Origin of the sequence: Flavobacterium restrictum, from assembly GCF_007097245.1 — a bacterium.
Classification (GTDB): Bacteria; Bacteroidota; Bacteroidia; order Flavobacteriales; family Flavobacteriaceae; genus Flavobacterium; species Flavobacterium restrictum.
In genome coordinates this window covers 1-13,120 of the sequence record NZ_VJZT01000028.1, presented here as the reverse complement: position 1 = coordinate 13,120, position 13,120 = coordinate 1, and the positions used below count along the sequence as shown (strand labels likewise).

Genomic DNA, 13,120 nt, shown 5'->3' with positions numbered 1-13,120 from the left:
TTTGTATTTGGGATGATTTGGCAAATCCGAAAATAGGGCTTAATTTAGTCCCAAACCCGCTGTAGTACCAGAACGTTGGCGGTAATTACACCGCAGAATCAAGAATCTAACGCAATTTTAAGACAAAAAAATAACTTAAAATTGTATCATGAAAACAGCTTACAAAAGACTCAATCGAAACCATAGAATTGAGATTGAAAAACTAATTGCACTTGGTAAAAATAATAGCCAAATTGCCTCTACTCTATCTGTTCATCCAAGTACTATTTCCAGAGAACTAAAAAGAGTAAAAAAAGGATCCTATCAAAACCTAAAAGCAGAGGTGAATTTTGTCCATAATCTTCTCGATAGAAGACTCGGAAAAACTAAAATTGAGAGTAATCCAAAACTGAAAAATTTTGTATATTCACATCTTGAATTACATTGGTCGCCACAGCAAATTTCCAATGCTCTAAAACAGTTTTATCCATTTGATCCAACTATGCAAATATCTCATGAAAGCATCTATTATCACATCTATATTCAACCTAAAAAAGAGGTCGAAAAACTACTGATTTCTCAACTACGTCAAAAGCGAAATTATAGAGGAAATGTACGTCGTGGTGCTGATAAAAGAACAACAATAAAAGACCCAATTCGTATTGATGAAAGACCTGAAGAAGTGCTCACACGTGAAATACCAGGACACTGGGAAGGCGACCTAGTGCTGGGAAAGAATAGAGAAAGTGCCATTGGAACATTAGTAGAAAGAACTACTCGATTTTTAATCATTGTACCATTAAAAAAGAAAGATGCAACATCAGTGAGAAAAGCATTTGAAAAAGCATTTTCAAACATCCCAAAACATTTAAAATTATCGCTGACTTATGACAACGGAACCGAGATGGCCCAACACAAATTATTTACTAAAAATTCTAAAGTAAAGGTCTATTTTGCACACCCATATTCACCCTAGGAAAGACCAACTAATGAAAATACAAACGGACTTATTAGAGATTATTTCCCAAAAGGAACTGACTTTCGTTTACTGTCTAAAAAAGACCTAAATCAAGTCCAAAATCAACTCAATGAAAGACCCAGAAAAACCCTAGAATACGAATCACCTTTAAACACAATTTCAAGGTTATATATGACCCATAATTTTATTTAAAAATGACCATTATTCAAAAAAATATCGTAATTTTATTCTCGAATTTTGAAACCAAATCATTCAAAATTTGGTGCAAAAATGCGGGAAATAAAACGGTAAATTCACAAACCAAAAAATTGCGCTAGAAACTTGAAACCGCCCACAACAAGAATCTTAAAAATGAACATTTATTCAAAAAATATTTACATTGAAATTCTTCTTAAATTTCCAAGTCTAAATTTTGAAGACGAAAGTGATGATGATTTTTTATTGATGCATTGTGAAAATTTGAATGCAGCTGAAATTGGCGGAATTGCAATACGTACTACTGAAGATAATTCAATATGGATACAAAATCATCTTCCAAATTCATCATATTCAGTTGATAGTATAGAAGAACTTGAAATGCTAATTGAAAAAATCACTAATGAAAAAATATTTTGGGTAATTGCTTATAAAAATGGGAATTGGTATGAAACGACTTTAACAAATGACGTTATAAAAATTGAAAAAGAAAAAAATGTGCTTTATAAAATTCTTTCTTGGAGTGGAAAAAATGACCAAAAAATAATACAGTAACTACCGCCAACAGCTGTTTCAATATACTTGCGGATTTAGTGGAATTACGTGCTATCATCATAAATATGCACAACCAAAACTACTCTGCTATCAATTCCGCAAGCATCTTGAAGCAGCAGAACGTTGGTAGCAAGCTTAAAAAGAAATCGTAGATGAATAACGAAAAATGGAAAGAAATATGCTTTTTGCTATCCGAAAATATTCGGACAGAAATTAGCGAAAGTGATTTTGAACAAAATGTAATTCAATCCTTGCGAGTTTTAGATTGGAAAGAATATTCTGGAGATTTACAAATTCGTCCATCATTTCCTATTGGTGCTTCAAACAGAATTGTTCCTGATATAGTTGTAAATTCAGCAGAAAAGAAAAACTTATTTGTAATTGAAATCAAACAACCAAATATACCGCTGAATACTAAATTTCAACAACAGTTGTTTTCTTATATGCGACAATTAAAACTTCATTATGGTGTTTTAATTGGTCAAGTTATTCAAATATTTTATGATGGAGACTTAACAGAACATGACGAACCAGTTCTACTTGAAACCATCGATTTTGAAAAAGATAGTCAAAAAGGACAGAAATTTGTGGAATTATTTAACAAAGAGAATTTTAGTTATAACTCATTAAATACATTTACACAAAATTCACTGAATAAAATCAACAGAAAAAATGAGCAGAAAATATTATCCCAGATAATCTTATCACCAGATTACGAACCGAAAATTTTAGAATTAATTAAACTTGACTTACTAAATAAATATGACGGAGAAATAATCGACAATGTCCTGCAAGGATTATCTATAAACATTATAACAAAAAATCCAACTGAAATTAAACTGCCAAAAATTCAAACTGATATTTCCGAACTGTCTGAAATCAAAAGTTCGAGAGACAAAACAAAATACATTATTAACGGAACAGGAACAAAACTTGCGAAAAACAAATTTGTTTTAGAATTAGTTCGAGCTTATTTAAAAGAAAAACCTTTGAACTTCAGCAGTCTTAAAAATATTTTTCGTGACGAATATCAAGGTTCAACAGGAGTTATTAACGAACTTGAATTAGTAGAAACAAAATATGCCAATAAATCTAATAAAAGACATTTTACTGGAAATGAAAACATATTGGTCAGCAGTGATAATGTAAAGTTTGTAGTTTCGACAGAATGGGGTAAAGCAAATATTGACAATATTGTTGATTTGGCTAGAAAAGAAGGGTTTAAAATTGAAGAAGTTTAAACTAAACCTACAAAAAGCCAGCTACCAACAGCCACTACAACGGATTTGGGCATTTGGCTTAATGGAAAGTTGGTTTTGTATTTGGGATGATTTGGCAAATCCGAAGAATGGGCTTAATTTAGTCCCAAACCCGCTGTAGTGCCAGAACGTTGGTGGTAATGCTTCCCGAAAATATCTAAATTTGAAGATGAAAACATATATATACTTACTATTATTTATTTCTTTTTCTAGTTATGGAGAAAGAATTTATACAATGGACAAAAATGATTTTATAAATCAATTTAATGACTCAATCGCATTACAAAAAATATATTGCTATAATGAAAAAGGAGAAAAAATTTGGTTGAATTGTAATGAAAATTTCCAGTTAACTATAAAACTATCCAATAATAAGGAATATAAATTGATGCTTCAAACAATTAGATACAAAAGTGGAAAAATTAAGGCAAGTGAATATAATGCTTGGTGGCCAAGTAAAAAAATAAGTTCATATGATATTGACAATGTGGTGAGCTTTAAAATTATAAATTTAGCTGCATTATTCGCAGAAAGAGAAGTGCCTTATTTTGAAATCAATAATATCAAAAAAAATATAAAATTTAAAAATGATTCGATAAGGAATAAATTTCAAACAGGAACAGAATTTGTTATTAATTTAAAGAAAAAAGATGAAATTAATAATGACTTGAAAATTTTAGAAAATTTAAGTTATAATATTAAGTTTAAAGATAACAAAAAAACAGAATATGGTATTGTTCAGAAAATATCTAACGATAGCATTTATATATCTAACGATTATAATGAAAATATGTCGCTTGCTAACAAAAGAAAATATGAAATTTATAAGTATTCAATAAGTGACATTTCAGAATTAGAATTGTTAAAATCTGGAGGTTGGTCTTTAAAAACTATTAAAATGGAAGAGTTTATTGTAAATATTGAAAAGACTAATAAAGATTCATTAAAAAATTATCAATGTTGGTATGCAATGAATCCCGTAAATGGAAAAATTAATCTTTATAGATATTGGTTAACAAATAGAGGATTCGTTGGAATAACAGAAAGTAATCAAAAAATATTCTGGTATGAGGGAGAATAATTAAAAATCAAAATTAGCACTACCACCAACACACGCTACAAGCAATTTGGGTATTAGGCTTAATTTAAATATGGTTTTGTATTTGTAAGATTTGGCAAATCCGAATAATAGGCTTAATTTAGTCCCAAACTGCTTGTAGCGCGGGGACGTTATGGGGCAGTTGTGCCGAAATTACGCAGGTAATTTCGATTTGGAAATAACGTTCACATCTCGCAGAAAATTCACAAAGCAGAAGCGTGAAAATTGGAATCGCCAGCAGAAGTCGGAAAGTTGGAATCTGACAATAAACAGACGAAAAACTGAAGCGTGAAAATTGGAACTTGCCAACAGAAACTTGAAAATTGGAATCTGAAAAGCAAAAGCGTGAAAGTCGGAATCTGCCAACAGAAACTTGAAAAGCAGAAACTTGAAAAGTTTTGCGCAGAAATATAAAGTGAATAATTGAAAATAATAAGCCGAAAATTACGAGTAGAAAAGCAGAAACGTGAAAATTGGAATTTGCCAACAGAAGCGTGAAAACTTTGTGTGATAATCGTAATTTCGACAAAACAACCGCCCCATAACACACGCTACAAGCAAGCTGGGCATTTGGCAAAATTTGAAGCTGGTTTTGTGTCAGCCGAAATTAGTTTTTAACCGAAAGTTTTAGGCTTTTTTAATCCCAGCCTGCGTGTAGCGCGAGAACGTTAACTGATATGCTCGCTCGCAAGAACTTTATCGTAAACGAGAAACATTTAATTTACGAATTTTAAAAATTAAATTGTAGTTTTGCGTTAAGTATGAAAAAGTTATGATAGCAGTAAGACAAAAAGTAAGTATTGAGGAATTTGATGGAAAAAACTATCAGATTAAAGTTGTCGAACCTTACGATAAGGCTTTGATTACTCATTACTTACATAATTATCGTAACGGAGTTTCAAAACATTACAAAAAAGATGCAGTCAAAGTTTTAAAAAACTTTGTTGAATATAAAGAAACCGAAGAAAAAATTTCAATTGTTGCAGAAGATGCTTTGCAACAATTACTTTTCGAAGTTGAAAACGTTCCGTTTCCAACTCCAAATAATTATACTTTTAAATTTATTGACCTTTTTGCAGGAATTGGCGGATTTAGATTAGCTATGCAAAATGTTGGTGGAAAGTGTGTATTTACAAGCGAATGGGAAACATCAGCTCAAAAAACTTACAGAGAAAATTTTGGCGAAATTCCTTTTGGCGACATTACAAAAGAACGTGTTAAAAATTATATTCCGCAAGAATTTGACGTTTTGTGTGCAGGTTTTCCTTGTCAAGCATTTTCAATTGCAGGAAACCAAAAAGGTTTCGCTGATACACGAGGAACATTATTTTTTGACATTGAGCAAATCGTTGTACAACACAAACCAAAAGTTGTGTTTTTGGAAAATGTGAAAAATTTAGTTTCTCACGACAACGGAAATACATTTAAAACTATAATTTCTGTTTTAGAAGACAAATTGGGTTACAAAGTTTTTACAAAAATTTTGAACTCAATGACACACGCAAACATACCACAAAATCGTGAACGGATTTTTATTGTTGCATTTGACCCAAATCAAGTCGAAAAATATTCTCAATTTAAATTTGTTGCATAATTTATGGAACAAAAAGGAAATAAACACGAAAATTATGAAATTCTAAACTTACTTGGTTATGGACTATCTAAATTTGATAACGCCTTTATAAAAGAATTTGGTTTTACTACAAAGACTAATTTCTTTAATTATTTTGTTGAGATTGGAATAGTTGAAACAGGAAGTGTTGTAAAAAATAGAATGGATTTATTTGATCCATTTTTCCCAAATAATGGGCGAAAAGGTTGGTGGCAAAAAGGAGATGCTTACATTCATAGAAAATATTTAATAGATAGTTTATTTGGAAATGAAAATGTAAAAGGATATTCTGATATTGTCAAATTATATTTGAAAGAAAATTATAAAATCAAAGAACTTTTTGTTGAAGTTAAACCAATTGTAAAATCAAGATTTAAAAAACTTCAAGAAACAGGATTAGAGGCTGAATTATATTTTATGAATAATTTCAATGAAATTTCAGCTTTTAATAATGGAATTTTAGAAGATGCTAGATTATACGGCGATGGTTATGATTTTCAGATTAATGTTAATGAAAGTTCCTATTTAGCCGAAGTCAAAGGAATTAGAGAGAAAAAAGGAAAATTTAGATTGACTGAAAAAGAATTTTTAATGGCTTCCGAATATAAAAATGATTATATAATTACTTTGGTTTTAAATATGAATGATTTACCAACTTTCCTAACTATTGAAAATCCAATCAATAATTTAAAATTTGAAGAACGAATAATAAAATCAAAAGAAACTAAAGAATATCATTTATCAAAAGACATATGTTAACATTTGAAGAAAAAATAATTTATTTAGAAAACAGTTTGACTAAAACTGAAGGAAACTATTATGACAATTTCAAAGAAGATATTGTTATTTATTTTGATGAATTTAACAACAAAAATGAACGCTTAAATTTTTTAAATAATTTTGTATCATTTATTGAAATTGATAATTGGGTTGAAAAAATATCATCAAGAATTGTTTTAAAATTTGATGAAGAAAGCGAACAAATTAATGATTTTATCTATGATTTCATAGAAAACGGATAGCCCTAGCCCCGATAGGAGTGGAAATCCTTTTTTGGCGATTTTTCTTCGCCTAAAAAGATTGGAACGTATAGCGGGAATTAGCTCCAAAAAAAATATTAGCAGTTTCAAAGCTTTCGGGTCTTTTTAGCGAAAGTGCTGTTCCTTTCATTAATTATCGTGTTGCTGAAAATATTTTTTGTAGAAGTTTTGACGCTGGAAATCTTTCGCGTTCTGATACTGCGTTTGACGCAAATTATAATTCCGTTGGAATTGGTTTAAAAACTTTTGTTTGTAACGGAAATACAAGTACAGAAAAAGTTGCCGAATTTAACTCATTATCAAGAACTTTAAAAGATTTTAAAGGCAAAGAATTGGCTTTAAAACTTGGCGAATATAGAAATGATAGAATAAATTTGGCTTCAAGAGTTTACGATATTAAAAATTCACTTTATCATATCGTTGCACGAAAAGAAAAGGAATTATTGCTTTATGAAACTGATTACAACACTATCGATGTTGCTAATATTCATTCAGTTAAAGACAATAAAGCGAGTTTGCAATTTGAGGACGGAAATAATTTATATTCATTTAACTATTCCAAAAGCACACTTTTTAGAAAATTCATAATTCCACAAAATGTGTTCAGATTGCCAATTGATATAATTGATGATCCATATTCGTTATTGCTTGAATTATTTGAAGAAAATAAAAACTTAAAAACCGCAACCGACAAACTTGTAAAAGGAGAAAATTATGTCATTTTGCCACTTTACGGAATTCAGAAAAAAGAAAAATTTATTTTTGAGCGTAGCGGTTTAAATCAATGGAATGCAAACGGAAGGAAAAGAGATTTTGGAGAAGTTTATATTCCAATTCCTGCGGAATTGCACAGAAAATATCCAAATTTCTTTCCAAAACGTGACCAAGATTTTAATTTGCAAATTCCAAGCGGAGAAATTTTCTCGGCTAAACTTTGTCAAGAAAATTCAAAAGCATTGATGACAAATCCAAACAAAGCTTTGTCTGATTGGTTGTTACGAAAAGTTTTACAACTTAAAGAAGGAGAATTAGCAACAATGGAAAAGTTAGATAAATTAGGTTTTGACAGCGTAATTATTACGAAAAATGAAATTGGAGATTTTAAAATCGATATAATGAAAACAAATACATATTCAGAATTCAACAAAGAAACAGAATAAATAAAAGCACATCAGTTAACAGCGGTTTGGCGCAATTGGGGTTTTAGGCAAACTTTAAAGTTGGTTTTGTACTTGGAAGTTCGGTCTTTAATTTATACATTTTGCTAACCAAATCCCCAACTGACGCCAAGCCACGAGACGTTGGTGGCAAGTTGTGCCGAAATTACGCAGGTAATTCCGATTTGGAAATAAAGTTCACAGATCGCAGAAACTAAAAAAACAGAAGCGTGAAAGTTGGATTTTATCAGCAGAAACTGAAAAAGCAGAAAACTGAAAAAGTAGAAGCGTGAAAATTGGATTTGCTAACAGAAACTTGAAAATTGGAATCTGAAAAGCAGAAGCGTGAAAGTTGGATTTTTATCCGCAGAAAATTGGAAAGTTGGAAACTGAAAAGCAAAAGCGTGAAAGTCGGATTTTTATCAGCAGAAACTTGCAAAGTTTTGCGCAGAAAATAAAATTGAAATTTAAAACAATAAGTTGAAAATTACGAACCGAAAAATTGAAGCGTGAAAAGCAGAATGTAGCAAATTGCGAAACAAAAAAGTGAAATCTTTGAGGAAATTCGTAATTTCGACAAAACAACCAACCACCAACACACGCTACAACGGATTTGGGCAATTGGCTTAATGGAAAGTTGGTTTTGTATTTGTGATGATTTGGCAAATCCGAAGAATGGGCTTAATTTAGTCCCAAACCCGCTGTAGCGCGAGAACGATGGTGGCAATATTACAGCAGAAATCGTAAAACAAGAAAATTTAAAATTTACTCACTTTATGGAATTACCGAAATTCAAATTTAGCCCAAACGCATATGAACTTAATGTTTTTGAAAAAGTTGACGGAATTTGTTCGTGTTGTAACGAAAATAGAAATTTAAAATACACAGGTTCATTTTATAGCGAAAAAGAACCCGATTATATTTGTCCTTGGTGTATAGAAAATGGAAAAGTTGCTGAAATGTTTAATGGAGTATTTAATGATTACGATGGAATTGAAAATTATAAAAGTATTGATAAAGAACTACTATTAGAAGTTAGCAAACGTACACCGAGTTATATAAGTTGGCAACAAGAAGTTTGGCTCACTCATTGTAACGAACCTTGTAAATTAATTGATTATGCTGACACTAAAACTATTGAACCATTCATGGATGAATTAATTGATGATATTGAAAATAATGGCTATGAACCTGAAATGATTAAACAATACTTATCAAAAGATGGAAGTTTAGTGGGCTATTTGTTTCAATGTGTGAATTGTGGACAACATAGATTACATGTAGATTGCGATTAATAAAAATACAGCCACCATCAGCTACTACAACGGATTTGGGCAATTGGCTTAATGGAAAGTTGGTTTTGTATTTGGGATGATTTGGCAAATCCGAAAATAGGGCTTAATTTAATCCCAAACCCGCTGTAGTAGCGGGACGTTACTGGCTAGTTATGCCGAAATTACGCAGGTAATTTCGATTTGGAATTAAAGTTTGCAACTCGCAGAAACTTAAAAATGTAGAAGCGTGAAAATTGGAACTTTCCGGCAGAAACTTGAAAAGTTGAAACCTGAAAACGGAAGCGTGAAAATGGGAACTTGCCAACAGAAACTTGAAAATTGGAATCTGAAAAGCAGAAGCGTGAAAGTCGGAACTTGCCAACAGAAATGTGAAAAGTTTTGCGCAAAAATTAAAAAAGTAAATAATTGAAAATAAAAACGTTGAGAATTACAAGCCGAAAAACAGAAATGTAAAAGTTGGATTCTGCCAACAGAAGCGTGAAAATTTGGGGTTTAATTGTAATTTCGACAAAATAACCAGCCAGTAACACACGCTACAAGCAATTTGGGTATTTGGCTTAATTTAAATATGGTTTTGTATTTGGAAGATTTGGCAAATCCGAAGAATGGGCTTAATTTAGTCTCAAACTGCTTTTAGCGCGGGAACGTTAGCTGTAATACAACCAAAAAAACTGCAATAAAAATAAATATAATTTATGACAACAATTAAAGATTTTTATGGACAATATAATCTAATTGAAAACCCTTTTGCTTCTTTTACTACAGAAAACGAAAGTCAACGATTTGATAAAACTTTTGTCAAACCAAATGATTACGAAACAATTTTAGAAAACTTCTCTCAAACAAATTCAATAATTTTATCAGGAGATCGTGGAACTGGAAAAACAGCTTTAATCAAAGATTTTATAAATAAAGTAGATGCAGAAAATACTGTTTTAGTTCATATTATTGATTTTTCTCCTCTTAAAAGTGATTATAACCTTAATGATTTATATAAATTTTTAATATCAAATTTATCTGTATCGCTCTTTAGTAATTTAGCCGAAAGAAAAACCAGAATTTCCAATCTGAATAGAGAAGAAAAACTATTACTTTGTTACTTACTAAAAAATTTTGTTCCTCAAATTTCTAAAGGTATTTTACGAGAAAAAATTGAAAATATTCAGATTTCTTGGTTGCAAAGAAATTACAAAAAATTTGAAAATATATTTCGTGGTGTTTTTAATTATGGAGCAACTGCTGGAGGTGTATTTATTGATGAATACATTGCAAAACATTTTACTGGATTACCACCATTATCAGATAGTGTACAAATAAAAAATTTCTTTCCTGAACTGCCAACTTCAAATATAGAAGAAGAATTCATTAACCAAGAAACTTCATATCAATTACTTTTAAGGATTGCCAAATTATCAAAAAAACTATCTTTTAATCGAGTGTTGATTGTTTTTGACAGAGCAGATGAGGATTCAAGATTTATGAATGATGCAGAATTAATTTCAGATTTCATTGTTAAAATACTTACAGATAATAAATTATTTTTAGAAGAAGATCTACAAGTTGTTTTTTCAACTTGGTCGACACCTTTTAATTTCATAAAAGATCAAGTTAGGACTCAAAAACATTATTGTCCAACTTTATCTTGGTCGAATGAGGATCTTAAAAAAGCCTTAAATCAGAGATTACTAGCATATTCTGATGGAATCGTATCAGATTACAAAACATTATTTGAAGATTCAATAACTGAATTAGAAATTGAAAATGTATTCGAGATTGCTAATAATAATCCAAGAGATTTATGGCATATTTTTAATAATCTATTCAAAGTTCAATTCGAATCAGACTCTAACTCAACAAAAATTGAAAGTGAATCAATACCAAAAGCACTTGTTAAATTTGTAACAACTTTTAATTATTATGAATACTATCCCAAAAAGTCAAATTCCAGAGCAAATACAATGGATATTTATTCTTATACTAAACATCTTTTGAAATTAGATACTGAAATTTTTACAAAAAATCAATTAAATGAAAAGGCTCAAACTGGTGGGTCTACAATAAATTATGTAATAGGAATGGAAAGAATCGGGCTTATCGGGCTTGATTCACAACAAGGGGGAATTGCACAATATAGAATAAAAGATTCAAAAGTAATATTTGCTCTTAAAAATGGATTAGAAATTAATAAAACATAACTAAAAAAAATGTACTACAGCTAACAGCCACTACAACGGATTTGGGCATTGGGCTTAATGGGAAGTTGGTTTTGTATTTGGGATGATTTGGCAAATCCGAAAATTGGGCTTAATTTAGTCCCAAACCCGCTGTAGTGCCAGAACGTTGGTGGCAATTTAACCGCAAAATGGGCGAAAACAAGAATCTATGAAAATTTTAAAAGTCATTCTATTAATTACTATTTGCTTTTTGTTTTCTTGCAACAAAAAACACGAACAAAATGATATTGAAAAATCAAATGATTCGATTTATGTTTACAATCAAAATCAGACTAAAAAGGAAGATACGGTTTGTCTAAATGAAGAAAAACGAGCAGAAAAAGATATACAAAGTGGAAAATTAGTTTATTTCTATTTTCGTGGAAAGACAAAAATGTATAGAAGCAATAAAGAAATGAAAACGTTACTTTCCGCTTATAATATAGAAATTGATTCCGCTTTAGTATCTTGTATTCCTGACCTAAACGGATTTAAAAGAAATTGCTACGCTTCTAAAATGAGAATTGCTATTGAAAATAAATATGGCAATGAATTTATAAGCACATTAAGAAATTTAGCCGAAATTCAATTTGTAATAAATAATCCAAATTTAGTATTCAAATTTGAAGAGTGTGATACAACTTCAAGATACCCGAACACAAAAAATTATTCAGATTATTTTAAAAAGCCCACAGAAGACTTTGAAAAACAGTTTACTTATCCAAATGATTATAAATTTAAATCAGGAAAATATTATTCGAGTACACAAATAAATTTTATTTTAGATAAAAGTGGAAAAATAAGCAACATTGAAACTGATTGTAGTTTCACAGATACTGAAAACAATAAGTTTGCAGAATATTTTAAAAATGAAGCCGTAAAATTCGTTAAAAAAACAAAATGGGTTCCTGCTAAATTCAAAGGAATAAATGTGAATAGTGAAATGCACTTTCTCTATTTCCATAAATAAATAAACTGCCACCAACAGCCACTACAACGGATTTGGGCATTGGGCTTAATGGAAAAATGGTTTTGTATTTGAATGATTTGGCAAATCCGAAGAATAGGCTTAATTTAATCCCAAACCCGCTGTAGTGCCAGAACGTTATGGGGCAGTTGTGCCGAAATTACGCAGGTAATTTCGATTTGAAAATGAAGTTTGTAACTCGCAGATAATTTACAAAGCAGAAGCGTGAAAATTGGAATCGTCAGCAGAAGTCGGAAAGTTGGAATCTGACAATAAACAGACGAAAAACTGAAACGTGAAAGTTGGAACTTGCCAACAGACTCGAGCGACAGCGAACAGGCGAAGCAAACTTGAAAATTGGAATCTGAAAAGCAGAAGCGTGAAAGTCGAAACTTGCCAGCAGAAACTTGAAAAGTAGAAACTTGAAAATTTTTGCGCAGAAATATAAAGTGAATAATTGAAAATAATAAGCCGAAAATTACTAGCCGAAAAAAGGAAAGGTGTAAATTGGAATTTGCCAACAGAAGCGTGAAAAATTTGCGGTTTAATTGTAATTTCGACAAAACAACCGCCCCATAACACACGCTACAAGCAATTTGGGTTTTAGGCTTAATTTAAAGTTGGTCTTGTATTTGGAAGATTTGGCAAATCCGAAGAATAGGCTTAATTTAATCCCAAACTGCGTGTAGCGCGAGAACGTTAGTAGCTAGTTATGCTGAAATTCGCAGAAGAAAATAATTTAGAAATGAAAAAAATATCAGTATTAGTTT

The 13,120-nt window shown here is 30.6% G+C and carries 10 protein-coding genes and 1 pseudogene; all 11 read left to right on the top strand.

Translation table 11 applies throughout. The features are described 5' to 3' along the window. Positions 1-148 precede the first annotated feature (148 nt). Positions 149-1,150 (top strand): annotated as a pseudogene (locus FNW21_RS15505) (IS30 family transposase). A 159-nt stretch (positions 1,151-1,309) separates the two neighbouring features. Continuing rightward, on the top strand, positions 1,310-1,708 hold the full coding sequence (locus FNW21_RS15500; RefSeq protein ID WP_144257663.1) for a hypothetical protein: 399 nt from the start codon (positions 1,310-1,312) through the stop codon (positions 1,706-1,708). 152 nt (positions 1,709-1,860) lie between these two features. Next, entirely contained in the window at positions 1,861-2,949 is a 1,089-nt protein-coding gene (locus tag FNW21_RS15495) for a type I restriction enzyme HsdR N-terminal domain-containing protein (protein WP_144257662.1), read from the top strand. 187 nt (positions 2,950-3,136) lie between these two features. Then, positions 3,137-4,048: a hypothetical protein gene (locus FNW21_RS15490; protein WP_144257661.1), complete on the top strand. Its 912-nt coding sequence runs from the start codon at positions 3,137-3,139 to the stop codon at positions 4,046-4,048. Positions 4,049-4,838: 790 nt separating this feature from the next. After that, a complete protein-coding gene (locus tag FNW21_RS15485) occupies positions 4,839-5,660 on the top strand; it encodes a DNA cytosine methyltransferase (protein ID WP_221932072.1) in 822 nt (273 codons plus the stop codon). A 3-nt stretch (positions 5,661-5,663) separates the two neighbouring features. Continuing rightward, positions 5,664-6,437 carry a DUF3883 domain-containing protein gene (locus FNW21_RS15480; protein WP_144257660.1) on the top strand — a complete coding sequence of 258 codons (774 nt, stop codon included), beginning with the start codon at positions 5,664-5,666 and terminating at the stop codon, positions 6,435-6,437. Continuing rightward, positions 6,431-6,700 (top strand): hypothetical protein, encoded by a 270-nt coding sequence (locus FNW21_RS15475; RefSeq protein ID WP_144257659.1) that lies wholly within the window; start codon positions 6,431-6,433, stop codon positions 6,698-6,700. The genes FNW21_RS15480 and FNW21_RS15475 overlap by 7 nt, the downstream gene beginning before the upstream one ends. A 350-nt stretch (positions 6,701-7,050) precedes the next feature. Further along, entirely contained in the window at positions 7,051-7,878 is an 828-nt protein-coding gene (locus tag FNW21_RS15470) for a phospholipase D-like domain-containing protein (protein ID WP_235889652.1), read from the top strand. Between the two features lie 773 nt (positions 7,879-8,651). Beyond that, the gene (locus FNW21_RS15465) at positions 8,652-9,170 is read left to right on the top strand and encodes a CbrC family protein (protein ID WP_144257657.1); all 519 of its coding nucleotides are present in this window, start codon (positions 8,652-8,654) and stop codon (positions 9,168-9,170) included. 695 nt (positions 9,171-9,865) lie between these two features. Beyond that, positions 9,866-11,365, top strand: coding sequence for a P-loop ATPase, Sll1717 family (locus FNW21_RS15460; protein ID WP_144257656.1), 1,500 nt, complete (start codon positions 9,866-9,868; stop codon positions 11,363-11,365). 187 nt (positions 11,366-11,552) lie between these two features. Continuing rightward, positions 11,553-12,353: a hypothetical protein gene (locus FNW21_RS15455; RefSeq protein WP_144257655.1), complete on the top strand. Its 801-nt coding sequence runs from the start codon at positions 11,553-11,555 to the stop codon at positions 12,351-12,353. Positions 12,354-13,120: the final 767 nt, after the last annotated feature.

Bases quoted from the DNA above. Each gene is read 5' to 3' on its own strand.
- FNW21_RS15460 (WP_144257656.1), top strand. From the start codon at position 9,866: ATGACAACAATTAAAGATTTTTATGGACAATATAATCTAATTGAAAAC.
- FNW21_RS15455 (WP_144257655.1), top strand. From the start codon at position 11,553: ATGAAAATTTTAAAAGTCATTCTATTAATTACTATTTGCTTTTTGTTT.
- FNW21_RS15500 (WP_144257663.1), top strand. From the start codon at position 1,310: ATGAACATTTATTCAAAAAATATTTACATTGAAATTCTTCTTAAATTT.
- FNW21_RS15495 (WP_144257662.1), top strand. From the start codon at position 1,861: ATGAATAACGAAAAATGGAAAGAAATATGCTTTTTGCTATCCGAAAAT.
- FNW21_RS15490 (WP_144257661.1), top strand. From the start codon at position 3,137: ATGAAAACATATATATACTTACTATTATTTATTTCTTTTTCTAGTTAT.
- FNW21_RS15485 (WP_221932072.1), top strand. From the start codon at position 4,839: ATGATAGCAGTAAGACAAAAAGTAAGTATTGAGGAATTTGATGGAAAA.
- FNW21_RS15475 (WP_144257659.1), top strand. From the start codon at position 6,431: ATGTTAACATTTGAAGAAAAAATAATTTATTTAGAAAACAGTTTGACT.
- FNW21_RS15480 (WP_144257660.1), top strand. From the start codon at position 5,664: ATGGAACAAAAAGGAAATAAACACGAAAATTATGAAATTCTAAACTTA.
- FNW21_RS15465 (WP_144257657.1), top strand. From the start codon at position 8,652: ATGGAATTACCGAAATTCAAATTTAGCCCAAACGCATATGAACTTAAT.